This is a genomic window from Hydrogenophaga sp. (genome assembly GCF_965657535.1).
Lineage (GTDB): Bacteria > Pseudomonadota > Gammaproteobacteria > Burkholderiales > Burkholderiaceae_C > Hydrogenophaga.
The window spans coordinates 79,296-102,711 of sequence record NZ_CBFHOP010000001.1 but is presented as its reverse complement, the minus strand read 5'-3'; the positions used below and the strand labels follow the sequence as shown (position 1 = coordinate 102,711).

The window sequence follows — 23,416 nt, the reverse complement described above, 5'->3', positions numbered from 1 at the left end:
TTTTCACCACCGAGCGCCCTTGCCATGAACATTCAGGAAACCATTGAACGCGCGCTGGCGTCGGCCGGGCTCAACACCCAAAGCGGCCCCATGCGCGGGGTGAGCGAAACCATCCGCAACGCGCTGGCCTCGGCGGGTCTGGCGGTGGGGGCGGCGGCGGCGCCAGCGCAAGCCGCGCCAGCCCACGACAACGTCGTAGACGTGGTGGCCCGCGAAGTGCCGGCGCCGGGGTCTGATGCGACCGAGGCGGCCCCCGCTGGTGGCCAGTTTGTGCTGCGCAGCTTCAGCGCGCCTGCGGGCACGCGGGCCTACAAGCTGTACGTGCCGGTGCAGGCCGCGGGTGCCCAGACAGTCAAAACCGCCAAAACAGCTGGCTTGCCGCTGGTGGTCATGTTGCACGGCTGCACCCAGTCGGCCGACGACTTTGCCGCCGGCACCCAGATGAACCGGCTGGCCGACGAACATGGGTTTGTGGTGGTCTACCCCGAACAGGCGCCGGGGGCCAACGCCTCGCGCTGCTGGAACTGGTTTCGTGCCGAAGACCAGGTGCGCGGCGCTGGCGAGCCCGCTCTGCTGGCCGCTCTGGTGCAGGCCGTGGTGGCCGAGCACCCGGTGGACCCCGGCCGTGTGTACGTGGCCGGGCTGTCGGCCGGCGCGGCCATGGCCGTGATTTTGGGCGAAACCTACCCTGAGCTGTTTGCCGCCGTGGGCGCCCATTCGGGCCTGCCGTATGCCGCCGCGCACGACATTCCTTCGGCCATGGCAGCCATGAAAGGCCATGGTGTGATGGGCATGGGCCATTTGCCGGGCACGCCAGCCGACCCGCGCCGCCAAGCCCAGCAGGCGGTGCCGGTGATCGTGTTCCACGGCGACCTCGACCACACCGTGCAGCACAGCAATGGCGAACGCATCGTGCAGCAAGCCGCCCGCGCCCACGCGGCCCACCCGGCGGGGCTTCAAACCAGCACCGAGCAGGGCCAGGCACCCAGCGGCCGCCGCTACACCCGCACCCGCCACACCAACGCCCAGGGCCAGTGCCTGGTGGAAGCGTGGACGCTGCACGGCGCGGGCCACGCCTGGTCGGGCGGAGCCGCTGCCGGCTCGTTCACCGACGGCAACGGCCCCGACGCTTCGGCCGAGATGCTGCGCTTTTTCCTGGCGCAGCCAGGGCAGGGCAAGGGCTGAGTCTTAAAACTCGATCTTGTCGGCAATCGCCTTGATGCCCGCCTTGGCACAGGCGTCGTCGGCGTCGCCACCGGGCGCACCCGACACGCCAATGGCGCCGTAGCTGGAGCCGCCGCCCTCAATCACCACACCGCCACCCACCGCCAGCATGCGCGGTGTGCTGCGAATGCCGCTCATGGGCTTGCCCGCTTGCGACTCGGTGGCCAGATCCAGCGTGGACGTGCGAAAGCTCGCCGCCGTCCAAGCCTTGTTGGTGGCCACGTCCACCGTGTGGGCGCCTGCAAAGCGGTCGCGCAGAAACACCTGGGTCAGGCCCGAGCGGTCAACCACCGCCACACCCACCTGAAAGCCTTGCGCCCGGCAGGCCGCCATGGCCGCTTGCGCCGCCACCAGCGCGGTCTCAGGCGTCAGGGTCTTGATCTGGAACGTGGCCGCCGGGGCTTGCGCAAAAGCGTTGCGTCAATTAACCCGCCCAGGCCGGCGGGGCACCTGCGCCACCGTGGCACGATCGGTGCTTCCCCAACAGCGGTTCAACCACCGCCCGCCCTCCATCCAAAGCCATGCAACTTCCCGCACACCAGCTCAGCATGTCGGTGCTGATGACGCCCGACACCGCCAACTTCTCGGGCAACGTCCACGGCGGCACCATTTTGAAACTGCTTGACCAGGTGGCCTACGCCTGCGCCAGCCGCTACGCCGGCACCTATGTGGTCACGCTCAGCGTGGACCAAGTCATGTTTCGCCAGCCCATCCATGTGGGCGAGCTCGTCACCTTTCTCGCCTCGGTCAACCACACCGGCAGCTCGTCGATGGAAATCGGCATCAAGGTGATCGCCGAAAACATCCGCACGCAGGAAAACCGCCACGTCAACAGCTGCTTTTTCACCATGGTGGCGGTGGACGACGCAGGCAAGCCCACGGCCGTGTCGCCGCTGCGCCCCTTTACCCCCGACGAGCGCCGCCGCCACAGCGCCGCCGAGGTGCGCAAAGCCATGCGCCGCGAAATGGAACAGCGCTTTCTGGCCGTGCGCTGAAGCGCCGCTGAGCGGCCCCACCCCGCGCCACCGGGCTGCAGGTGACAGGCCGACAGCCCGGTGGCGGTTACAGTGGCACGCGGCCATTGGGGCCGCTCCATTTTTGCGGCCCGCTGCAGGGCTCGCACCGCTGAATGACCGCTGCCCAACCCCAACCCCCGTCCCAAACCCTGCTGGTGGCCAACCTGCTGGCCCAGCTCGCCTTTGGCCTGCTGGCCATGACCATCTGCCTGCCCTCCATGCAGGAATGGGCTGGCATCTTTGGCGCCAGCCAGGCCAGCGTGCAGCTCACCTTCAGCGGCTACGTGGTGGCCTACGGCGGCCTGCAGCTGCTGTACGGCCCGCTGTCTGACCGCCTGGGTCGCAAAAACATCTTGTTGTTTGGTCTCTTCGTGGCCTGCGTGGGTTCGGTGCTGGCCGCCCTGTCGACCAACCTGGGCCTGCTCACGCTGGCGCGCGTGCTGCAAGGTGCGGGCAGCGCGGCCGGCATGGTGGTGGGCCGCGCCATGGTGCAAGACCTGTTTCAAGGCCCGGCGCGCACCCGCGTCATGGCCTACATCGGCATGACCATGGGCCTGTGCCCGCCGCTGGCCACCATCATCGGCGGGCAGCTGCATGTGCGCCTGGGCTGGCAGTCCAACTTTGTGCTCATGGCCGGGCTGGCTGCCGTGCTGTTTGTGGCGGCCTGGCGCGGCCTGCCCGACCACCAGAAAGCCACCACCGTGCAGCCGCACTGGCTGCGCGCCATGTGGGCCTCGTATGCGCGCCTGGCCCGCGAGCCCGCCTTCATTCTGTATGTGGCCCTCCTGTCCCTGATCACGGCCACCTTCTACACCTTCCTCAGCGGGGCGCCCATCGTGCTGGGCAGCTACGGCGTGGGCCCTGAAGGCATTGGCTACTACATCATGAGCGTGCCGCTCGCCTACATCGTGGGCAACTACCTCACCTCGCACCTGGTGCACCGCACCGGCGACCGACCCATGATGCAGCTCGGCCAGGGGTTCACGTTGAGCGGTGTGGCCCTCATGCTGGGCCTCGCGCTGGCCGGCTGGCATTCGCCGCTGGCCTTTGCGCTGCCGCTTATTTTGCTGGGCATCGGCCATGGTTTTCTGGTGCCGCCGGCCTTGGCGGGCACCGTCAGCCTGGTCCCAGCGCTGGCCGGCTCGGCCGCAGCCGTGGCCGGCCTCATGCAGCAACTGATGGGCGCCGTGGGCGGCTTCACCGTGGGCCTGTTCACCCACGAAAGCGCCGTCAACCTGGGGCTGTTGATGCTCGGCTTTTCGGTGTGCGCGGCGGTGGCGCAGGTGCTGCTGCACCGGCGCCAGAACCACCATCCCCGTTAGGTTCTGGGCCGCTGCAGGGCTTGCCTCAGCCGGCTTTGCGGCCATTTGCCATTGCGTTGAGCGCTGCGTTTGACGGGTGTTTGTGATCGTGCGATAAGTTGCTTTTTGCAAGGAGCACGCTATGAAACACCCAGCCGTTGCCATGGCCCTGTCCGGGCTTCTGGTGCTCAGCACCGTGGGCTGCGCCGTGTCGCGCGAACAGTCCACCGTGGGCGAGTACGTGGACGACGCGACCATCACCGCGCGCGTCAAGGCCAAGTTTGCCGAAGACCCGGCGGTGAGTGCCTTGTCCATCAGTGTGGAAACGCTGCGCGGCGCGGTGCAGCTCTCGGGCTTTGCCAAAAGTGCCGCCGAGAAGGGCCGCGCCGAAACCATTGCGCGCACCACGCCCGGCGTGTCCAGCGTCATCAACAACATCGTGGTCCGGCCCTGAGCGGTTCGCCTAAGCATCTTTCCTTTTTCATCCCACGGAGACCATCGCCATGAAGCACAACCTGAATCCGCAAGACAAGCAAGCGCCGCACACCCGCAAGGTCGAAAACGACACCAACAAGGTGGGTGAGCAAGACCCGACCCAGCTCAACCAGGGCCAGCGCACGCCCACCAGCCGCAGCGACCGCGAGTCGCATGTGGGTGGCAGCAACCAGTCGCAGTCGCGCCGGTCGCCACCGGGCGACACCTCGCGCTGAACCCCCAGTTGAAACCCCCAGCCGCTCAGCCCGCCGTGGGCCGGGCGGTTGGTGTGGTTTCGCGCAGGCGCTGCTGAAAGGCCTCGGGCACGGGGGCTACCTTGCGGTCGGCCTTGTTCACAAACACCACGCCCACCTTGCCGCGCGCCACCTCGCGGCCTTGGCTCGTTTCAGCCATGCGAAACACCAGGTCGAAGCCGTAGCGGTTGAAGTCGGCCGGCACCATGTCCACGCGCAGGGTTTCGCCGTGAAACGCCTCGGACTTGTATTGCGCCACGAGGTCGCCCACCACGATGGGGCAACCGGCCACGTTGCCCTCGGTGTAGCCCAACCAGCGGAAAAACCGCACCCGCGCTTCAGACACCAGCGTGAGCAGCTGCGCGTTGTCCAGGTGGCCGCCCTGGTTCACGTGGCTGATGTAGATCTGCATCTCGGTGGCAAAGACAAAGCGCTCGGGGAGTTCAAAAGTGATGCGGCTCATGGGGTGAAAACGTGCTCTGAAATGGGGCTGGACGCAGGGACCCGGGCATTGTCGCCGGCACATAGAATGGCAGCCCTTTACCCGTATCCCGCACCCTGGACCGCTTGCCCATGCACATCGCCGTCAACGAAGAACTCAAAGCCTACATCGACCCGCTGACCCCCGACGAATACGAGGCACTGGAGCGCAGCATCTTGGCTGAAGGCTGCCGCGACGCGCTGGTGCTGTGGGGCGACACGCTGGTGGACGGCCACAACCGCTACGGCATTTGCCAAAAACACGGGTTGCCGTTTCAGACCGTGCAGAACACGCAGTTTCGTTCCATGCAAGACGTGCACCTGTGGATGATTGGCCAGCACCTGGGGCGGCGCAGCGTGTCGGACTTTCAGCGCGGGGTGCTGGCGTTGCGCCAGCGCGAGATCATGGCCGAACGCCGCGTGCGCGCGCAGGCCGCAGCCAGCGCCGAGCGCACAGAAGGCGTCGAAGACCGCTCCGAAGACCCGGCCAGCGCCACCGCCGCACCCAGCCAGCCCGAGCCCGACGCGCTCAAGAGCCGCGAAGCCATTGCCCGCGCCGCCCGCCTCAGCAGCAGCCAGGTGGTGGCGATTGAAAAGATTCAGAAGCTAGCCGCGCCCGAGCTGGTGGCGGCGGTGAAGTCGGGCACCATTTCGCTCAACACCGCCGCCGCCGTGGCCTCTTTGCCCGCTGACGAGCAGGTGGCCGCCGCCCACGCCGGCAAAGACGAACTGAAGCTGGCCGCCAAACGCGTGCGCGAAGCCAAGCGCAAGCCGCGCGACGGCACCGCACCCGAGGCCGCCTCCCCGGTGGACGCCGACGCGCCCGACGCCGTGCAGGCCCTGCAGCGTCAGGTGGCCACGCTGCAGGCCGAAAACGCCGCGCTGCGCCAGCAGGTACAAGCGCTCGAAGCGCAGTTGGTCTGACCGGTTGGAGCCTGACCTGCGGGTGCAAATCCCGCCGCGAGTTGACCAAGGCGCATGGGCGGACGCGGCAGGCGCGAAGTGGTCGAGAAACTGGGGCCCTACCTGCTGGGCTGGCAGGCCTATTTCGGGAGGGCGCAAAAGCCCAAGGCCTGGCGAGGGCTGGACGGGTGGTTGCGCCATTGCCTGAGGGCCATCTTGACCCCAAACGCCCGAACCGCTCGGTGCGCACCCGCAGGCCGGGTGGTGTGGCAGGGGCGCAGCCGATGAGGGCTGCCCTCTATGCTGAAGCCTTCTCCGCGCTGTGACAATCGCCCCATGGAATTGCTGCTCGTCACCCTTGCCTCCCTGTTCGCCGGTTTTGTCGATGCCATCGTGGGCGGCGGCGGGCTCATTCTGGTACCCGCTTTGTTTGCGGTGTTTCCCAACACCCACCCCGCCACGCTGTTTGGTGTGAACAAAGGGGCTTCGGTGTGGGGCACGGCGGCGGCCACGCTGCAATACGCTCAACGGGTAAAAATGCCGTGGCACGCGCTGCTGCCCGCCGCCGCCGTGGCGTTTGCCGGTTCGCTGGTGGGCGCCTGGACGGTGACCGTCATTTCGCCCGACTTCTTGCGCCGCGCCCTGCCGCTGGTGTTGCTGGGTGTGCTGGCTTACACGCTGGCCAAAAAACAGCTGGGCCACCGCCATGCGCCCCGCTTTTCGGGCCGCCGCGAAGCGCTGGCCGCGAGCCTGCTGGGTGTGACCATTGGTTTTTACGACGGCTTCTTTGGCCCCGGCACCGGCAGCTTTTTTGTGTTTTTGTTTGTGCGCTGGCTGGGCTACGACTTCCTGCACGCCAGCGCCAGCGCCAAGCTGCTCAACACCGCGTCCAACCTCTCGGCGCTCATGTTGTTCGCCTGGAAAGGCCATGTGTGGTGGCACTTCGTGGTGGTGATGGCCGTGGCCAACGTGGCGGGCAGCCTGCTGGGCACGCGCCTGGCGCTCAAGCACGGCAGCGGGTTCGTGCGCCAGGTGTTCATCGTGGTGGTGAGTGCACTCATTTTGAAAACCACCTACGACGCCTGGCTGCGGTAACCCACTGGGGCGCTCACCCGCTCAGCGGGCTGCGGGGGCTATAGTAGAAACACTATGGCCCCATCCCCCACTTCTTCCCTGCTGATGATTGAAGACGACGCCCGTCTGGCCCAGATGGTGGTTGACTACCTGGGCCAGTCGGGTTTTGCCGTCACCCACGCACCCGACGGCGAGCAAGGCCTGGAACGCCTGCAGTCGATGCTCCCCGAGCTGGTCATTCTGGATCTGATGATGCCCGGCATGGACGGCCTGGAAGTGTGCCGCCGCATCCGCGCTCTGCCAGGCGACGCCGCGCGCGTGCCGGTGATCATGCTCACCGCCAAGGGCGACCCCATGGACCGCATCATTGGCCTGGAAATGGGTGCCGACGACTACGTGCCCAAACCCTTTGAGCCGCGCGAGCTGCTGGCGCGTATACGCGCCGTGCTGCGCCGTCGCGGCGAGCCGGGCGCCAGCCACACCACGCGCGGCACGCCGGTGCTGCGGTTTGGTTCGCTCGACATTGACCGCGACGCGCGCACCGTGCAAGTGGGCGCCACCGCCTGCGAACTCACCTCGTACCAGTTTGACCTGCTGGTGGCCCTGGCCGAACGCGCCGGGCGCGTGCTCACGCGAGACCAGATCATGGAAGCCGTGCGCGGGCGCGAGCTGGAGGCGTTTGACCGCTCCATCGACGTGCACATCGGTCGCATCCGCAACGCCATTGAAGCCGACAGCAAAGACCCCAAACGCATCCTCACCGTGCGCGGTGTGGGCTATGTGTTTGCCAAGCAGCAAGACTGATGGCGCCCATGTTGTACGCCGTGAGCCGCCACAGCGCCTGAACCCCGATGGACTCCCTGATCGGCCAAAAACTCTACCTGCGCATCTGGCTCGCGGTGGTGGCCGCCGTGGCCGTGCTGGCCCTGGTGGTGGGCTGGCTCTGGCAGGTGGCGCTGGACCAGGAGCGCGAGCAAAACGCCAGCCGTGCCGGGCGCGAGATTGTGCTGCGCAACAGCGCCGGTGACATCGTGGGCCAGGCGCCCGCCCGCGCCGTGCGCGTGCCCGGCGAAGGGCTCGAATTCCAGGTCACCATGAAAGACGGGCAAACGCTCTACGTGCAGCTGCCCCGCGCCAACCGAGCGCCCGGCAGCCCGCTGCCAGCACGCCGCACCCAGGCCTGGCTGCAGTCCGCGCCGGGTTTTGCCTGGTTGCTCGGCCTGGTGGCGCTGGCGGTGGCGCTGGGCGCCTACCCCATCGTCCGGCGCCTCACCAAACGCCTTGAAGCCTTGCAAAAAGGTGTGGAGCGCTGGGGCAATGGCGACCTGTCCACCCGCCTGCCGGTGCAAGGGCACGACGAAATTGCCTTTCTGGCCACCCGCTTCAACGCCGCCGCCGAGCGCGTGCAGACGCTGCTGCAATCGCACAAGGCGCTGCTGGCCAATGCCTCGCACGAACTGCGCTCGCCGCTGGCCCGCATCCGCATGGGGCTGGAACTGCTGGGGCGCGACAGCGCTAGCGCACCGCAGCGCCAGGAAATGGCGCGCAGCATCGAAGAGCTGGACCAGCTCATTGACGAAATCTTGCTGGCCAGCCGGCTCGATGCCCGCGACGCCAACGACGCCCCAGCCCTCGGCCCCACCGAAGAGGTGGACCTGCTGGGGCTGGCCGCCGAAGAATGCGCCCGCACCGGCGCCGACCTCGACATTGCCCCCGGCGCCTCGCCCGTGCTGCTGCAAGGCCACGCCCGTTTGCTGCGCCGCTTGCTGCGCAACCTGCTGGAAAACGCCCGCCGCTACGGCACCCAAACCCCGCCCAACACCAGCGACGAAGGCACCGCAGCCGACGTGCGCCTGACCATGGCTTTGGAAACAACGCCCAGCACCATGCCAGGAAAAAAACCTGCAGCGGGCGCACCCAAGCGCGTGGTGGTGATCTGCGTGGAAGACCGCGGCCCCGGCGTGCCGCCTGAGCAGCGCGAGCGCATCTTTGAGCCGTTTTACCGTCTGCCCGGCGCCAGCGAACGCGAAGGCGGCGTGGGCCTGGGCCTGTCACTCGTCAAAACCATTGCCGAACGCCACGGCGGCCAGGTGCGCTGCGAAGCCCGAGACGGCGGCGGCGCCCGCTTCGTGGTCGAACTGCCGCTCTGATGCTGGCGGCTGTCAGCCAGCGGTCAAGCTTGTCATCGTGCTGACACGGCCGGTTGTATTTTGGGTTTGATCCCCTAGAAATAGGCCGCGACTCCCCCAAACAGGGGATTGGCGAAATTTATGCGGCAGCGCACAATTGCAGTTGTTGCTGTCACAACATCACCAAAAAACAGATCCGGCAAACAAGACACGTCCCTAAAAACGTTTGAAACTGGTCTCCCAACGACGTCCTTCCAAGGACTTTACAAAGTCACCGCAAGGTGGCTTTTTTTTTGGCTTTCGGCGCTGTGTGGCATGCTGTGCGCTGGTTGCGCTTGGTCTTCATCCCGTGGCTTCTGCAGCCGCCACCATGGGCGCGGCAGCCCAGCCGTGCTTGACCTCAGAAGGTGTTTTCAATGACTCCCATGCCCCCCATTTGCCCCGTGATTCTTGCGGGTGGTTCCGGCACCCGTTTGTGGCCGCTCTCCCGCGCTGGTTTTCCTAAGCAGTTTTTGTGTCTGGACGGTGCCCACAGCCTGTTTCAGCAAACCGCCATGCGGTTGTCGGGGCTGCGTTCAGAAGGCTTGGCGCTGCAGGCCCCATTGGTGGTGGGCAACGAAGACCACCGCTTTCTCGTTTTGGAGCAGTTGCGTGAAGTGAGCACCGAAGCGGCCACGCTGCTGCTGGAGCCCATGGGCCGCAACACCGCGCCCGCGCTGGCGCTGGCTGCGCTGGCCGCCACGGCGCAGGGGCAAGACCCCGTGCTGGTGGTCACCCCGGCCGACCATGTGATCACCGATGAAGCCGCGTTCAGATCGGCGGTGACCACCGCCGTGGCCCAAGCCGCCCAAGGGCAGATCGTCATCTTGGGCGTCACGCCGACCCGGCCCGAAACCGGCTACGGCTACATCCAGGTGCAGGGCGGGCCAGCCCAAGCGGCATCGCCCGTGTTGCGCTTTGTGGAAAAGCCCGACGCCGCCACCGCCCAGCGCTACCTGGAAGAAGGCGGCTACCTGTGGAACGCTGGCATGTTTGTGGTCAAAGCCTCGGTGTGGCTGCAGGCCCTTGAGCGTTTCAGGCCCGACATGGTGCAAGCCAGCCAGATCGCCTGGGCGGCGCGCAGCACCGACGCCTCGTTCGTACGGCCCGGCAAAGCCGAATTTGCCGCCATACCGGCCGACTCGATCGACTACGCCGTCATGGAGCGCTGCCCAGGCAGCGGCCTGCCCATTCAGGTGGTGCCGCTCAACGCCGGCTGGAGCGACCTGGGCGCCTGGGACGCTGTGTGGGACGCGCTGCCCAAGGACGCCCTCGGCAACGCCACGCAGGGCGACGTGCTGGCGGTCGACAGCCGCAACAACCTGGTGCACGCCAGCAGCCGCCTGGTCGGCGTGGTGGGTGTGAACGACCTGGTGGTGGTGGAAACGCCCGACGCCGTGCTGGTAGCCCACCGCGCCAGCGCCCAAGGCGTGAAACAGATCGTGGCCCTGCTGCAGGCGCAGCACCGCGAAGAGCACAACCTGCACCGCAAAGTGCACCGCCCCTGGGGCTGGTACGACAGCATCGACGAGTCCGAGCGCTTCAAGGTCAAGCGCATCCAGGTCAAGCCCAAGGCCAGCCTGAGCCTGCAAAAGCACTACCACCGTGCCGAACACTGGATCGTCGTCAAAGGCACCGCTGAAATCACCTGCGGTGACAAGGTGCTGATGCTCACCGAAAACCAGTCCACCTACATTCCGTTGGGTGAAGTACACCGCCTCTCCAACCCCGGCACCATCCCGCTAGAAATCATTGAAGTGCAGTCGGGCAGCTACCTGGGCGAAGACGACATTGTTCGGTTTGAGGACCGGTACGGGCGGTGACAAAGCATTTTTGCTCAACCCGCCCAATGCGTTGTCATCGCTCGGCCAACTTCAGTAAGCGCCGTCCCGGCGCAACACCACCCGCACCGTCTTGAACAAAATGGCAATGTCGTACCAGAGTGACCAGTTCTTCACATACCAGGTGTCCAGGTACACGCGGGTGTCGTAGTCCACGTCGTTGCGACCGCTCACTTGCCACAGGCCGCTCATGCCGGGGCGTACCATCAAAAAGTAGTCCACGTCATCGCCATAGCGAGCCAGTTCGGCCTCAATGATGGGGCGCGGTCCTACCAGGCTCATTTCACCCCGAATCACGTTAAACAGCTGGGGCAATTCGTCTAGGCTGGTGCGACGCAAGAAATGCCCAATGGGTGTAACCCGTGGGTCGTTGCGCAGCTTGAACTCGCGCGCCCACTCTTCCCTGGCGGCCGGGTCGGTCGCCAGCAGCTCGCGCAGCTGCCGCTCTGCATCCACCCGCATGGTGCGAAACTTGAAACATGGAAACGGTTTGCCCGTCTGCCCCACCCGCTGGTGCGCAAAAATGGCCGGCCCGCCATCGCGCCGAATGCGCCAGGCGATGTAGGCCAAAGGCAAGGCACCCAGCACCAGCAGCAACGCTGCCACCCCCAAGTCAAACAGTCGCTTGAGCAGCCGCGCAGGCCAGTAGCGCAGGTTGTTGCGCAGCTTGAGCATGGCCACTTCGTGCGAGAAAAAATACGAAATGTCTGTGCCAAACAAGGGCACTCCGCGCATGGCTGGGATCACGCTCACGTCTTCAGCCTTCCAGCGGGCCAGCTGGCGCAGCACCCCTTCACGCACCTCGTTTTGGCCATGCTCCATGGCCAGCACAAACTGCGCGCCGGGCACCTTGGCCCAAGTTGCCAGCTGCCGCGACCGCGGCTCAGCCGGGCCAGACATGTCCACAAAGCCCACCACTGCAAAGCCCAGCGCAGGCTCACTTTGCAGGGCGGTCAAGGCCTCTTGGGCATTGGGGCCGTTGCCCACAATCAAGGTGGGGCGCTGCCACACGCCCAAGCGCAGCATGAGCGCCCGCAGCATGCCGCGCCCAAGCGGTAGGCACAAAGCCGCCAGCGGCCACACCAAAGCCCACCACAGGCGCGAAGAATTCCAGCGCGTCAGCGCCAGCACCGCCAAGTCCAGCAGGGCCAGTACTACCAACAGTTGCAAGGTCTCGCCAAGCTCGGTCCAAAACGGCCTGCGTTCGCTGTAATGGCGAAAGCGCACCAGAAAGAAAGCAATGCCCAGCCCCGCCACCGCCAGCCAGGCCCAATAGCGCTGAATGTCCTGGGTAACCAGCCAGTGTGTATCAACGGTGGAAGTCCATTGATGGGCCAGCAAAGCCGCTAGCCAGGCTGCCACCAGCAGTGAAAGCACATCCCCCAGCAACAAGACCGCTTTGGTCAGGCGTATCTGTAGTGGAGTCAGCTTGCGCCACCGATCAAAGATTTGGTCTTTCACGTTGCTCATGTCTTAGGCGCCGATGCAAACGCCGTGCATGTTGGAGCGTAGTGGTGCATTGTCAGACGCCTTTGCGATCATCATTGAACACCTCCCATTTAGTGCTCACAAACGCTGAAAACTCCTTGCGGAAGCGAGAAACAGAAAAACGCTCGGCGTTTTTACGACATGCTTCGGGCGTGATGGCTCCGGGCGCCAATGCTTCAAAGCTCTCCACAGCCTGACACAGGGCATCTACTGTTTGCTCTTCGAAAAACACACCCGTGGGTTGTTCGGCCTTTTGACCACGCACCGTTTCAAGCGCTCCACCTTTGCCAAAAGCAATCACTGGTGTACCGCACGCCTGGGCTTCAAGGGGGGCAATACCAAAATCTTCTTCAGCGGCAAACACAAATCCCCTGGCGCGCTGCATGTGATCTCGCAAAACAGCATCGGGTTGGTAGCCCAATATTTCAATATTTGGACCAGCCAAAGCTAGGCACTTTGCCAGTTCGGGCCCGTCCCCAATCACGACCAGCCGCCGGCCCGACATTTTTCTGAAGGCCTCCACGATCATCGGCATTTTTTTATAAGGCACCATGCGCGAAGCAGCCAAATAGAAGTCCTCTTTAACAGCGCGCATGGAAAAACTACCTACATCCACAGGCGGGTACAAAACCGTCGAATCGCGACGATATACTTTTTTGATACGCCGACGTATAAAATTAGAATTGGCCAAAAAATGATCAACACCGTTTGCCGTTCGTGTATCCCACAATCGCAACCGATACAACACCCATCTGACCAGCCAGGATTTTAAGCCTGAGGTTAAACCAGCTTCACGCAAATACTGATGTTGTAAATCCCAGGCATATCGAACAGGGGTATGGCAATAGCAAATGTGGAGCTGGTCTGGCCCTGCCAAAATACCTTTGGCTACGGCATGAGAGCTTGAAATTATCAGGTCGTAATCTGAGACATCAAATTGTTCAATCGCTAATGGCATTAAGGGCAAGTAAAGGCGATATTTCGTGCTGGAAAAAGGTAAATTTTGGATAAACGAAGTTTTTACTAATTTTCCAGTTAAAGATCCGCGATTTTCTTTCGGTAGGTGGTCAATTAATGTAAAAACGTCGGCCTTCGGGAAAAGTCCAAGTATTTCACGCACCACCTTCTCTGAGCCGGAATTCGAAACAAACCATTCGTGAACAACAGCTATGCGCATATGAAATGAACCCAAGGTGGTTGAATAAATGGATGCCTTCTAGTGTGGGTAGTTTTGGCCATTGTGTACCATAAAGGGGCTATGGCATTCTGCTTCTATGTTCCATGCTGCACCATAGGTGTCGGCTTAATAGATGAATTTGACAGTTTTGCAGAAATTTTTTTTGCAAATTTCTGAGAAGGACTTTCGATCAAAATATGTAACAGCCATGAGACCAACAGGCAGGATGCAGTAACAATCAAAAGTGAGATCCATGCCTTAATGCCCATATCCAGCATGATTCGAAGTGCAACATACCCGGCGACACCATGGATGACATACAGAGGGTAGCTTACGTCCGCAAGAAAATCAAACATACGATTTGATTTGAAAATGTTTGGGAACGAATATGAAAATGCGAACGCCAGAAGCGCGAAAGCATAGCTCCAAGCCACCCCTAGGTTTTCTGAATAAGGACCGGCCCACCAGTGTATGCAAAACATGGCGAACAGTCCGCAGATGCCGAGCCAGGCCTTGTTCGCATCAATCATTCCACGCTTTAGATAGTGAAACATTACGCCAATAAACATGTAGATGATGTACTGTGACACGGTCAAATATGTCATCGCAAGCTGCCAAGCGGAGGTGTTTGTTTTGCTCCAAACTGGAATCTTCCAGTTGAGGTAAAGAGCAAACGCAAAGAGCGCAGCTGGAGCGAAGAATACTTTCAAGGATTGCTGTCGGAACCAGACGATCAACATCGCGCATACGAGATAAAATTTCATTTCAATTTCTAGTGTCCATACGACCCCGTCGATTCCCCTTGACCATGCAATGTCTCTGATTCCGGGTATGTAATGGATCAGGATCTCTTTAGCGCTGTACGGCCATTCTCTTGAGAAGTACTCACTGCTAATCAGTATTGCTGAAAGAGTCACGGTAAAGCCAATAAAATATGTTGGCATTATTCGCAAAATTCGATTAATCGAAAATCCGATCCAGTCCATTTTCTGAAGTGAAAAAGGAATAACGAAGCCGCTGATAACGAAAAACAAAGCAACACCAAAAGCTCCCCAATTAAAAATCGGAAAAACGTGTAGCCAAGAAATGTATGCTGGTATCGGATGGGTCTCTAAAGGGAGGGCGGGAGCGTTCGAAATTGCTTCCACTGCTCCGCGACTTGACCAGAAAACACCGTAGTAATGTGATATGACAACTGCCAGTGCCGCGAAGCCGCGCAAAGTGTTGGCAAACTCGATTTTGGCGTTATCTTGCATGCTGCTCCTAAATTGTAATCTTTAGCGCTGAAGAAAAATTCTCTCATGGCGAAATGACAAATGGGTGCTTTGACCAATATGACTGAGAATTCCAGTAAATTGTTTCCAGGTGTGCCGCGAGAGATGTTGCAAACTAAAATCTAGATTGGTCGGTCACGATGGGTACGGAATCATGTCAGATTGGTTATTTTGCGTAGAGAACGAAGGGACTCGTAAGCGAGATCGAAGCTGTGATGATTTTATTTCAATCGGTCGAGCATCGCGCAAACAACGGGCATCTGATCCAACCTACATGGGCACAGCCATAGCATACAAACAGTTTGTGACGATGGCAGCTTTGTCCATGGTATCGCATTGGTCGTAGATGTCGCTTAATTTAATCCAACTGATAAAGTTTGCGACGTCGAATCGGAGATAATATGTAAACTCTGCAGAGGGTGAAATTATCGATCGAGTCTCGATGCGGGTATTCCAATATAGACACCAGCCTCATTAATGGATTTGTGTACTACAGCGCCTGCTCCAATCGTTATTTGATTGGATATTTCCACGCTATCGATAATGGTAGCACCCGCCCCGAGCATCGAGAAAGCACCAATTTTACTTCTGCCAGCCATGGTGGCATTTACTGACACATGTGCCCATTCACCTACCATGCATTCATGTTCAACGACCGCGCCCGAGTTGACGATACTTCCCATGCCTACCATCGCCATGGGCCCAATGTGTGCGTGGTGGCCAACAAACACGCACTCGGCGACCGAACTACCTACTCCCCTAGTTGCTGAAGGTGCAATCAAGCTGATCAAGTTCCAATTATTTTCTTTAATCGTCTCTGCTTGTGATTTCCTCACCAATCCATTGCCTGACGCTGCAAAGGCGCACCAGGTTTTTGGATCTTGGGGTTCGAAGCATTTCAAAACAGGAAAGCCCAGAAACATCTCTCCATCGCGGGCGTGTTCGTCCACAAACACCAAGGATTCATAGCCCGTGGCCAATGCAACGTCCGCCACGCTTCTGGCATGACCACCAAAGCCCAAAATGATCAGTTGTTTGCTGAATGGAGCGCGGTTCATGTGGGTGACGTTTGCTCTGAAATACGATCCAGGACCACGATGTGCTCTTGCACCACGTTTTGCCAAGTGCGCTGTGCCAAGCGTGTGTAGGTGGGCCGCTGAATCTCCAAGAGTTCACTGCGGTGGTTCAGCGCCCATTCGATGCGCTCGGCCATGTCGCGCCAGTCATACGGGTCAAAGAAGGTAGCCGCCTGCAGTTCGGGTTCGGTCAGCACTTCTTCAGTAACGGGTATGCGGGCCATCACCACAGGGGTGCCCAGCGACAAGGCCTCGGTGAAGGTGAACGGGCAGCCTCCTTCGCTCAAGCTCGGGTTGACAGCCAAATCCGCCAAGTGGTAGCAGGCTGCCAACTCTTGAATCTTGAGCCCGTGTAAAAACAGGACTTCGTTTTGTAAATCGTGATCAATCACGAACTGTTTAATTTCAGGCAGAACACTCAGCTTGCCCGTGAGGATCAACTTGTGTCCAATCAGGCGCTCTCGCAGCAAGTATTCATAAGCGCGCAACAAGGTCAGCACGTTTTTGTTGGGCCGCATCTGGCTGGCGTAAAACAAAAACTTCATTTCGGTGTTGGCAAACCCTGCCGCATACGCCTGACGCTCCGAACGCTTCAATGCGCTCGATAACAGCGTTCTGCAGTAGTGACGTGATGCCGTCTCACCATCAGCAAAGCCTCGCACGGTGACCCATTTGCTCAAGTCATTCGGTGCGTGGTAAACCACAGTCACCTGGCTGCCCTGCACACCATAACGGTCAACCAGTGTGGACCACTTCACATCGGCGCTGTAGGTCACAAAATGCTGACCCTCTTGAATGGCTTTTTCCACCATTTCAAAATTTTCCAGAAACCGATTCTCGCCAACCGAGGCAAAGCCCACCGGAAAATCGGTGAGCACCACATCGGGCACACACATCAAACGTGGAGCCTGGATCTGGTTGAACGCTGGCCAAAACGCAGTGGGGCAATACCAGGCGCGGACTTCGCTCATGGCATTGATCAGCGCCTGCATGCGCAGTGCTTCGGCTTTCTCCATTGTCCGGTACATGCGTCGCACCAGGCCATCGTCTTTCGGCACATGGGTCATCTGCCTGAGCTGTTTAAGTGGCCTAGGGTAGACGCGTCCAAACTTTTGCAGCAAACGTTTGCCCCGTGAAACCGCAACCATCAGCCCAGCCATCACCAGCAATGGGCTCAACAACAAGCCTGTAACGATCAAGGCAACCATGGGCAACAAGGCGCCCAGAAAGGATGCGAATGAATGTGCACGCACCAAGCGGTCCAAGGTGTACTGCGCAAGTGCGTTGGGCTGCCGTTGCATCCAGCCCAGAACACGCCTGATGCGGCCAGGCTTCTTGTTACGGCGTGTGTAGCGGACCCATGCTTCGTACAAGCGCAGCACTACCGGCACCCCCTGGGGAGACACCACACGGCAGCTGCTGGCGGGTACGCCCTCGGCTTCCAGCAAGTCCGACAAGGATTCAACCGACCAGCTGGGACAGACCAAGCTGAAATGCACGTCTTTCTGCTGTGAAGCGCCTTTTAAAAATGCGGCCAGATAGCGCCCCAAACCCTCGTGTCGCAAGTCGACCGTGGGAGGGTAGGCTATGTAAATGCCGTAATGTTTCATAGACATTCGCTGGCCGCCTTCCAGTAAGTCGTTGCTAGGCGTTCAACGCTCTGGCTGGCCAATTGCTCGGCCGAAGGCAGCAACGCGCGGCGTGCCAGGTGTTGTGCTTCCATGTCTTTCAGAGCCCGGGCCATGGCCTTGGGATCGCCTGCGTCCATCCACGCCAGGTTCAGGCCAAACTGGGCATCGATCTCGCGCATAGGTGGGTAGTCGCTGCTGAGGGCGGGCACCCCCAGGCCAGCCGCTTCGACCACACTGAAGGTGTCGTTGTCAATGCGCCCGGCATGCCACAAAAAGGCTGAGCTTTCCAGCAGATTTTGGTAGTCGTCCTCAGGCAACTCACCGTCCCAATGCAATCGGCGTTTGAGCTGCTCATGGTTGCGGACCCAGGCCATGGTGTGCTTGAGGTGCTCGGGTGGCTGCTTAAGCAACTTCTGGGTGTTGACCCCTGTCACATGGCAATCCAGCGTGCCGTCCATGTTGTCGTAATACAGCTTCAAAGCACGCAGAGCATGCTCGTGGTTTTTGTACAGTGCTGAGTTGGTGGTCCAAACAAAATAAGGTAGTGGTAATGCGCCGTTCTTCGGGCGTTTGGCCACAAAGGCTGGGGCCAGCATGGGCAATTTCGCCACCCGCTCAGCATTAACTCCTGCATACTGCAGCGCGTCTTGACGAGTGAACTCGGTTGTGACCCAGACCTGCGTAGCCAATCTAGCGGCGTTGATGAAAGGTTTATCTGCCCCCTTGGGCAGTATCGGCACATAGCGCTGCAAATAGTCATAGACCATGTGCACAACTGGCCGCAGTGGAAGCAATGGGCGCAAGATCCGATCAGACACCACCACCCACAAATCACAATCCTCTAGTTGTTTGATGCCATCGTCCACCACCAGATACTCGGACGAACGAGGCTCCCAATGGGTATGTCCGGCGTAGCGCATGGCACGGCGGGCCTCATCAGCCTTCAAAGTGCGCCACTTGAAAGAGCGCGTTTTGATGCTCGGTGGCAAGTCTTCAAATTCGGTATGGGTGTAAGTTTGCGGGTCATCCAGGTGCAACAGGGTCACCTCTACCACTTGGCCATTTTGAACTGCACCGAGTTGCAGAGCCTGCGCCAGCAACTTGGATCCGCGTAAAGAACCCCCGCGGTAGCCCAGTGGTACGACCACCGCGATGCGTTTGCACCTTGGCACATGGATGAGACTTCTCTCCATGTTGTCATGGTGATGACGCGATAAGTGCGAACGGACTCGTTCGAGCGCTTCGCGCCAAATATCAATTTTTGACTTGAACGCCATTGCCTCAAGCAAGATCGCTTGGGAGTCAGCAATCTGTTGCTGGAGCACGGTATCACCCGCCAGCAAGCGCTTCAGTTTTTCACGAGCCTTGGCATAGGTTGCGCATCGACCCGGCAAATTCAAACCGCCCAAACGATCCAGCATGCCGCCCGCCATGAAGACCAATGGCATACCGGCCCGTACCGCCTCAAACGGGTGGTAATGGATCTGGTACTTCTCTTGTGAGTGGTAAAACATCACCCTGAATTCACGCATGTTGCGTGCATGCTCTTCAGCCGTGACGTAGCCAAGGACGTGGTCGGCATCTGTCTCTACGGCTTGCGAACCTGCTACGGCATGCGGCAGATCACCCAACTGTTTTTTAAACTCTTGGTACACCGATTTGTAATGAGCGTTTTGGCCGATGTCGGGACATAAAAAATAAATTCGACCATCACCACCACGCCAGCCCTCACGAAGCGTGGTGTCCAACATGCCGAGGGGCAAATCCAGTTTGCGCTTGGCCAGGATGGGCGGTTCATTCACGTGCAGGTGGTCATGAGCCTGGGCAAACCACAGCCGATCGCCCAAGCGCTGTAGAGTTTTATTCCCGAGTTGCTGCGTCAATGCATCCAGCAGTTGACTGTGGTTCACACCTTGCACCTGACCATATGCACGCCAGAGCAGTGCGCCCTTAAACCGGGTGGTCAAACTGCTGAACGCTTGGGGTTTGTACAAAGTGAAAAAGCAGGCGTCAAAGTAGCGGTTGGCAATGTCCCACGCTGCCTGGCTGGGTTGCCCGTACCAGTCTTGCGAGTTCAAGACGGTCAAGTCGTCAGCAGGAATGGTTAAATGTGCATCCTCTTCATACGACACCGATGCTGATCGAAAACTGATTTCAGCGGGATAGCTCTTGGGTGTGAAAATTTCGCCAACACCAATTTCCTTGAGCATCTTCAATTCAAAGGCTCGCGCCGAGTCGTGGTTGAGCAACCACATGACCCGAAATGTAGAATCGACTCTCATGACAATTGGTTGATCTTTTTGTATTCAGCAATCGAATTGGGCATGTTTCCGTCAAACACGATTTCGCCATGATGAAACACCAAGCCCCGCTCGCAAATGGACTGCAGCGCTCCAAAGTCGTGCGAGGCCAGCACCAAGATTTCGGACTTTTCAATCAAGCTCATGATGCGTTGCTTGGCCTTGGCCATGAAGTTCGCATCGCCCGCACCAATCACCTCGTCCAACAACAAGATGTCACCGCCCACTGCAGTGGAAATGGCAAAGGCCAGGCGCACCTGCATGCCGGCAGAATAGGTTTTGATGGGATAGTCAATGAACTCACCCAGTCCAGCAAATTCAACCACCTCGTCCTCAATCTCTCGCATGAAGCGGGGCGTTAGGCCCAGCAACAAGCCTCGGTACAGAATGTTTTCCCGGCCAGAGGCATCAGGCTCAAAGCCCAGGCTCAGGTCAAACAACGAACGCACTGTGCCCAATACTTCGCGCCGTCCCGAGGAAATGGGATAAAGGCCCGCCAGCATTTTCAGAAAAGTGCTTTTACCTGCGCCGTTGTGCCCCAAGAGGCCCACCCGTTGACCGGGCAAAATGTCGAGGCTGATGTGTTTGAGGGCATGCACGTCGTGCACTTCGTGCTGTGCACGTCGTGGTTTGAACACGCTGCCCAGGAGCGATTTAAGAGAGCGCTCTTTGAACGCGACCGACGAGTAGTGCAGGTCAACGTTATCCAAGTGAATAAGGTTTTGATTCATAGGTAAAAGATGACCTTTTTCTCTGCGCTTCTTCCCAGCAGCACAGCGATCAAAGTGACAATCACAACGGAGCCTAGGCTGTAAGCGAAGTTGTTCAGCGTAGGCCATTCACCGCGGAGCAGGGGCGCTCGAACAATTTCTAAAAGATGGTAAATGGGGTTGTGGTCAACCAGCCAGTGAAGATCGCCGCCACGGAAAACTTTGGCTTCAAAATAAATGGGTGAAACAAACCACATGGCTTGCATGATCAAACCCAGCGCATGGGGCAGGTCGCGAAACCGTGTGGCCACATATGCCAAAGCCGTGGCTAGGGGCCAGGCCAGCAACAGCAAAATGGGGTAAATAGTCAAAGCCGCCAACCATGACCACCCGAAGTTTTGTGGCATGACAACCAGCACCCAAATGATCAGACTGACGCTGGCCATGCTCAGCACCATGATGTTGGTGAACACGGTACGTAAGCTGTAGATGGCCAATGGGTGGCGGCATTGCTTGATGTAGGCGTCGGCCTGCACGAACGACAGTGCACCCCCCATGGCTGATGCGGTCATGAATTCCCAAATCACCATGCCCGACAATATGTAGGGCGCATATTCCTTGATGTCGGCTTTGAAAATCTTGCCGAACACAATGGCCAGCAGCAGAGTCATGCCCAATGGCTGGATGATGGTCCAAAAGACCCCAAAAAATGAACGCCTCCAACGCGAGCGTAAATCAGCGAAGGACAAATGTGTCCAGAAATATCGGGCATGCCAGATGCCCACTAAATAATTCATTAATCGACCTTGGTCAACGAGTTTGGAATCAGAAGAATTTGCGTATCACTGCGCAAATGCTCTTGACCTGTTCTTCGGTAAGAGCCGGGTAGCTGGGCAAGTTGATACCTCTGGATGCCAAGGACTCGGCCACTGGGAACGTTTCCTGCGTGGCACAGTGGGGCATGGTGTGCGACGGGTAGAAAAGGGGTCGTGTTTCGATTCCTGCTTGTTTGAGGTGTTCACGCAATGGATTGCGCTGCGCCGAATTGTTCACCGCGATGGAGCACATCCAGAAGGAGTGCGCTGTGTCTGGCATTTCGCTGTGGCAACTCAATGGCAGGCCCTTTAGACCCTCACGGTACCAATGAGCCACTTGCCTCTTTTTAGCAAGGATGTCGCTGGCCTGCTCCAGCTGTGCCAGACCGATGGCTGCGCAGATGTTAGTCATGCGGTAGTTGTAGGCCACCACGTCGTGCCAGTATTCTCGGCTTGGTGAAACACCTTGGTTTTTCAGGAGGTAAGCGCGATCCATCACCGATTTGTTTTTGGCTACGACCATCCCACCTTCGCCCGTGGTGATGGTCTTGTTGCCAAAAAAACTGAATGTGGCAATGTCTCCAAAGGTTCCCACATGCTGCCCTTTGTAAAGAGTCCCGAAAGCTTCGGCGCAGTCTTCAACCAAAAGCAGCTTGTGCTTTTGACAAATGCTTGTGAGCGCATCCATGTCGCAGGGCAGGCCGTACAAATGCACAGCCATGACAGCCTTCGTGCGCGGCGTGATTTTGGCTTCAACGTCTTTAGGGTCTACCTGCCAGGTGGATTCCAAAGAGTCCACAAAAACAGGCTTGGCGCCCGTCTGGATGATGGTGTTGACCGAGGCAATGTAAGTCAGCGTGGGCACGATGACTTCGTCACCTAGGCCAATGCCGAGTGCTTCCAGCGCGAGATGAATTGCAACGGTGCCGTTGGAGACGGTCGTTGCGTGTTCAGCCCCAATATAGTCGGCAAATGCTTGCTCGAATTTCCCGATAAATTCGCCCTTGGATGAAATCCAGGTGGAATCGAGGCACTGGTTTACAAATTCTTTTTCACGACCATTGAAGTAGGGTTGGTAAACGGGGATCATGTTCAAGACCTTACTCGTGAGGGGTGAAGTATTTGAAGCCGTTTTGCTTGACCAGTTCGTCGCGTTTGGCTTCTTTCATATCTTCGCGCATCATTTCGGACACGAGTTCTGCAAATGTGGTGGTTGGCACCCAGCCCAGTTTCTCTTTGGCTTTGGAGGGGTCGCCCAAAAGGGTCTCCACCTCAGCTGGTCGGTAGTAGCGTGGGTCAACCGCCACAATACATCTGCCCGTGGCTACGTCGTAGCCTTTTTCTTCTTGATCCTTACCTTCCCAGCGGATCTGGACGTCGATTTCTTTGGCGGCCAACTCCACAAATTCACGCACTGAGTGCTGTTCGCCCGTGGCAATCACAAAATCTTCTGGCTTGTCTTGCTGCAACATCATCCATTGCATGACCACATAGTCGCGCGCATGGCCCCAGTCGCGCAGGGCGTTCATGTTGCCCAAGTAAAGGCATTCTTGCAGGCCCAGTTTGATGCGCGCGAGTGCGCGCGTGATTTTTCGTGTGACGAAGGTTTCGCCACGAATGGGTGATTCGTGGTTAAATAAAATGCCGTTACAGGCGTACATGCCATAGGCTTCACGGTAGTTGACGGTGATCCAGTAGGCATACATCTTCGCGACAGCGTAGGGGGAGCGCGGGTAGAACGGTGTGGTTTCTTTTTGTGGGATTTCTTGTACCAATCCATAAAGCTCAGAGGTGGATGCTTGATAGAATTTGGTCTTCTTTTCCAATCCGGCAATTCGGACGGCTTCTAGAATACGCAACGTGCCCAAGGCGTCGGAGTTGGCAGTGTACTCGGGCTCCTCAAATGAAACTGCTACGTGGCTTTGCGCAGCTAGATTGTAAATTTCATCAGGTTGAACTTCTTTAACTATACGTATCAGGCTCGAAGAGTCGGTCAAATCGCCGTAATGCAAAGTTAGGTCATAGCCTTTGCTGTGTGGGTCGTGGTACAAATGGTCAATACGATCGGTATTGAACAAAGAGGCCCGGCGGCGAATGCCATGTACTTCATATCCTTTGTCTAAGAGAAATTCGGCTAAGTACGCGCCGTCTTGACCTGTGATGCCGGTAATAAGGGCCTTTTTTTTCATTTTTTTCCTCGGTTATTGAAT

22 protein-coding genes and 1 pseudogene are annotated in these 23,416 nt (G+C 59.1%); 11 read left to right on the top strand and 12 right to left on the bottom strand.

Annotated elements, in window-relative coordinates; translation table 11 throughout:
- Nucleotides 1–24: 24 nt before the first annotated feature.
- Nucleotides 25–1,185, top strand: a complete 1,161-nt coding sequence (locus ACTG4K_RS00600; protein WP_439112255.1) for an extracellular catalytic domain type 1 short-chain-length polyhydroxyalkanoate depolymerase — start codon at nucleotides 25–27, stop codon at nucleotides 1,183–1,185.
- A gap of 3 nt (nucleotides 1,186–1,188) precedes the next feature.
- Here ACTG4K_RS00600 and ACTG4K_RS00595 read toward each other — a convergent pair whose 3' ends face one another.
- On the bottom strand, nucleotides 1,189–1,596 hold the full coding sequence (locus ACTG4K_RS00595) for a GlcG/HbpS family heme-binding protein (RefSeq protein WP_439112645.1): 408 nt from the start codon (nucleotides 1,594–1,596) through the stop codon (nucleotides 1,189–1,191).
- A 149-nt stretch (nucleotides 1,597–1,745) separates the two neighbouring features.
- Here ACTG4K_RS00595 and ACTG4K_RS00590 point away from each other — a divergent pair, with 149 nt between their 5' ends.
- From ACTG4K_RS00590 to ACTG4K_RS00575, 4 genes are all read left to right on the top strand, one after another.
- Nucleotides 1,746–2,219: an acyl-CoA thioesterase gene (locus tag ACTG4K_RS00590; protein ID WP_439112254.1), complete on the top strand. Its 474-nt coding sequence runs from the start codon at nucleotides 1,746–1,748 to the stop codon at nucleotides 2,217–2,219.
- 134 nt (nucleotides 2,220–2,353) lie between these two features.
- The gene (locus ACTG4K_RS00585) at nucleotides 2,354–3,562 is read left to right on the top strand and encodes a multidrug effflux MFS transporter (protein ID WP_439112253.1); all 1,209 of its coding nucleotides are present in this window, start codon (nucleotides 2,354–2,356) and stop codon (nucleotides 3,560–3,562) included.
- Between the two features lie 121 nt (nucleotides 3,563–3,683).
- Complete coding sequence (locus ACTG4K_RS00580) at nucleotides 3,684–3,995, top strand: BON domain-containing protein (protein WP_439112252.1); 312 nt, start codon at nucleotides 3,684–3,686, stop codon at nucleotides 3,993–3,995.
- A 49-nt stretch (nucleotides 3,996–4,044) separates the two neighbouring features.
- Nucleotides 4,045–4,251: a hypothetical protein gene (locus ACTG4K_RS00575; protein WP_439112251.1), complete on the top strand. Its 207-nt coding sequence runs from the start codon at nucleotides 4,045–4,047 to the stop codon at nucleotides 4,249–4,251.
- 25 nt (nucleotides 4,252–4,276) lie between these two features.
- Here ACTG4K_RS00575 and ACTG4K_RS00570 read toward each other — a convergent pair whose 3' ends face one another.
- A complete protein-coding gene (locus ACTG4K_RS00570; protein ID WP_439112250.1) occupies nucleotides 4,277–4,732 on the bottom strand; it encodes an acyl-CoA thioesterase in 456 nt (151 codons plus the stop codon).
- A 110-nt stretch (nucleotides 4,733–4,842) separates the two neighbouring features.
- Between ACTG4K_RS00570 and ACTG4K_RS00565 the strand changes: the two genes are divergently transcribed.
- The 6 genes from ACTG4K_RS00565 to ACTG4K_RS00540 all read left to right on the top strand — a co-directional run bounded on the left by ACTG4K_RS00565 (nucleotide 4,843) and on the right by ACTG4K_RS00540 (nucleotide 10,717).
- On the top strand, nucleotides 4,843–5,673 hold the full coding sequence (locus ACTG4K_RS00565; RefSeq protein WP_439112249.1) for a plasmid replication/partition related protein: 831 nt from the start codon (nucleotides 4,843–4,845) through the stop codon (nucleotides 5,671–5,673).
- A gap of 54 nt (nucleotides 5,674–5,727) precedes the next feature.
- The gene (locus ACTG4K_RS00560) at nucleotides 5,728–5,940 is read left to right on the top strand and encodes a group II intron maturase-specific domain-containing protein (RefSeq protein WP_439112248.1); all 213 of its coding nucleotides are present in this window, start codon (nucleotides 5,728–5,730) and stop codon (nucleotides 5,938–5,940) included.
- Between the two features lie 48 nt (nucleotides 5,941–5,988).
- Nucleotides 5,989–6,747 carry a sulfite exporter TauE/SafE family protein gene (locus ACTG4K_RS00555; RefSeq protein WP_439112247.1) on the top strand — a complete coding sequence of 253 codons (759 nt, stop codon included), beginning with the start codon at nucleotides 5,989–5,991 and terminating at the stop codon, nucleotides 6,745–6,747.
- Nucleotides 6,748–6,801: 54 nt separating this feature from the next.
- On the top strand, nucleotides 6,802–7,530 hold the full coding sequence (locus tag ACTG4K_RS00550; protein WP_439112246.1) for a response regulator: 729 nt from the start codon (nucleotides 6,802–6,804) through the stop codon (nucleotides 7,528–7,530).
- 47 nt (nucleotides 7,531–7,577) lie between these two features.
- Nucleotides 7,578–8,876 carry a HAMP domain-containing sensor histidine kinase gene (locus ACTG4K_RS00545; protein WP_439112245.1) on the top strand — a complete coding sequence of 433 codons (1,299 nt, stop codon included), beginning with the start codon at nucleotides 7,578–7,580 and terminating at the stop codon, nucleotides 8,874–8,876.
- 395 nt (nucleotides 8,877–9,271) lie between these two features.
- Nucleotides 9,272–10,717, top strand: a complete 1,446-nt coding sequence (locus tag ACTG4K_RS00540; RefSeq protein ID WP_439112244.1) for a mannose-1-phosphate guanylyltransferase/mannose-6-phosphate isomerase — start codon at nucleotides 9,272–9,274, stop codon at nucleotides 10,715–10,717.
- Between the two features lie 51 nt (nucleotides 10,718–10,768).
- On the opposite strand, the gene wbaP is transcribed toward ACTG4K_RS00540, so the two are convergent.
- From wbaP to gmd, 10 genes and pseudogenes are all read right to left on the bottom strand, one after another.
- A complete protein-coding gene (gene wbaP / locus ACTG4K_RS00535) occupies nucleotides 10,769–12,205 on the bottom strand; it encodes an undecaprenyl-phosphate galactose phosphotransferase WbaP (protein WP_439112243.1) in 1,437 nt (478 codons plus the stop codon).
- Nucleotides 12,206–12,302: 97 nt separating this feature from the next.
- Nucleotides 12,303–13,400 (bottom strand): annotated as a pseudogene (locus ACTG4K_RS00530) (glycosyltransferase family 4 protein); the annotation flags it as partial.
- 95 nt (nucleotides 13,401–13,495) lie between these two features.
- Nucleotides 13,496–14,656 (bottom strand): acyltransferase family protein, encoded by a 1,161-nt coding sequence (locus ACTG4K_RS00525; RefSeq protein WP_439112242.1) that lies wholly within the window; start codon nucleotides 14,654–14,656, stop codon nucleotides 13,496–13,498.
- Between the two features lie 443 nt (nucleotides 14,657–15,099).
- Nucleotides 15,100–15,732 carry a NeuD/PglB/VioB family sugar acetyltransferase gene (locus ACTG4K_RS00520; RefSeq protein WP_439112241.1) on the bottom strand — a complete coding sequence of 211 codons (633 nt, stop codon included), beginning with the start codon at nucleotides 15,730–15,732 and terminating at the stop codon, nucleotides 15,100–15,102.
- Nucleotides 15,729–17,132 (bottom strand): glycosyltransferase, encoded by a 1,404-nt coding sequence (locus tag ACTG4K_RS00515; RefSeq protein ID WP_439112240.1) that lies wholly within the window; start codon nucleotides 17,130–17,132, stop codon nucleotides 15,729–15,731. Before ACTG4K_RS00515 ends, ACTG4K_RS00520 begins: the two co-directional genes overlap by 4 nt.
- A gap of 224 nt (nucleotides 17,133–17,356) precedes the next feature.
- Nucleotides 17,357–19,636, bottom strand: a complete 2,280-nt coding sequence (locus tag ACTG4K_RS00510; RefSeq protein WP_439112239.1) for a glycosyltransferase — start codon at nucleotides 19,634–19,636, stop codon at nucleotides 17,357–17,359.
- A 23-nt stretch (nucleotides 19,637–19,659) separates the two neighbouring features.
- Complete coding sequence (locus ACTG4K_RS00505) at nucleotides 19,660–20,391, bottom strand: ABC transporter ATP-binding protein (RefSeq protein ID WP_439112238.1); 732 nt, start codon at nucleotides 20,389–20,391, stop codon at nucleotides 19,660–19,662.
- Nucleotides 20,392–20,408: 17 nt separating this feature from the next.
- Nucleotides 20,409–21,188: an ABC transporter permease gene (locus ACTG4K_RS00500; protein WP_439112237.1), complete on the bottom strand. Its 780-nt coding sequence runs from the start codon at nucleotides 21,186–21,188 to the stop codon at nucleotides 20,409–20,411.
- A gap of 28 nt (nucleotides 21,189–21,216) precedes the next feature.
- Nucleotides 21,217–22,296, bottom strand: a complete 1,080-nt coding sequence (locus ACTG4K_RS00495; RefSeq protein WP_439112236.1) for a DegT/DnrJ/EryC1/StrS family aminotransferase — start codon at nucleotides 22,294–22,296, stop codon at nucleotides 21,217–21,219.
- 10 nt (nucleotides 22,297–22,306) lie between these two features.
- Nucleotides 22,307–23,395 carry a GDP-mannose 4,6-dehydratase gene (gmd, locus tag ACTG4K_RS00490; protein WP_439112235.1) on the bottom strand — a complete coding sequence of 363 codons (1,089 nt, stop codon included), beginning with the start codon at nucleotides 23,393–23,395 and terminating at the stop codon, nucleotides 22,307–22,309.
- Nucleotides 23,396–23,416 lie beyond the last annotated feature (21 nt).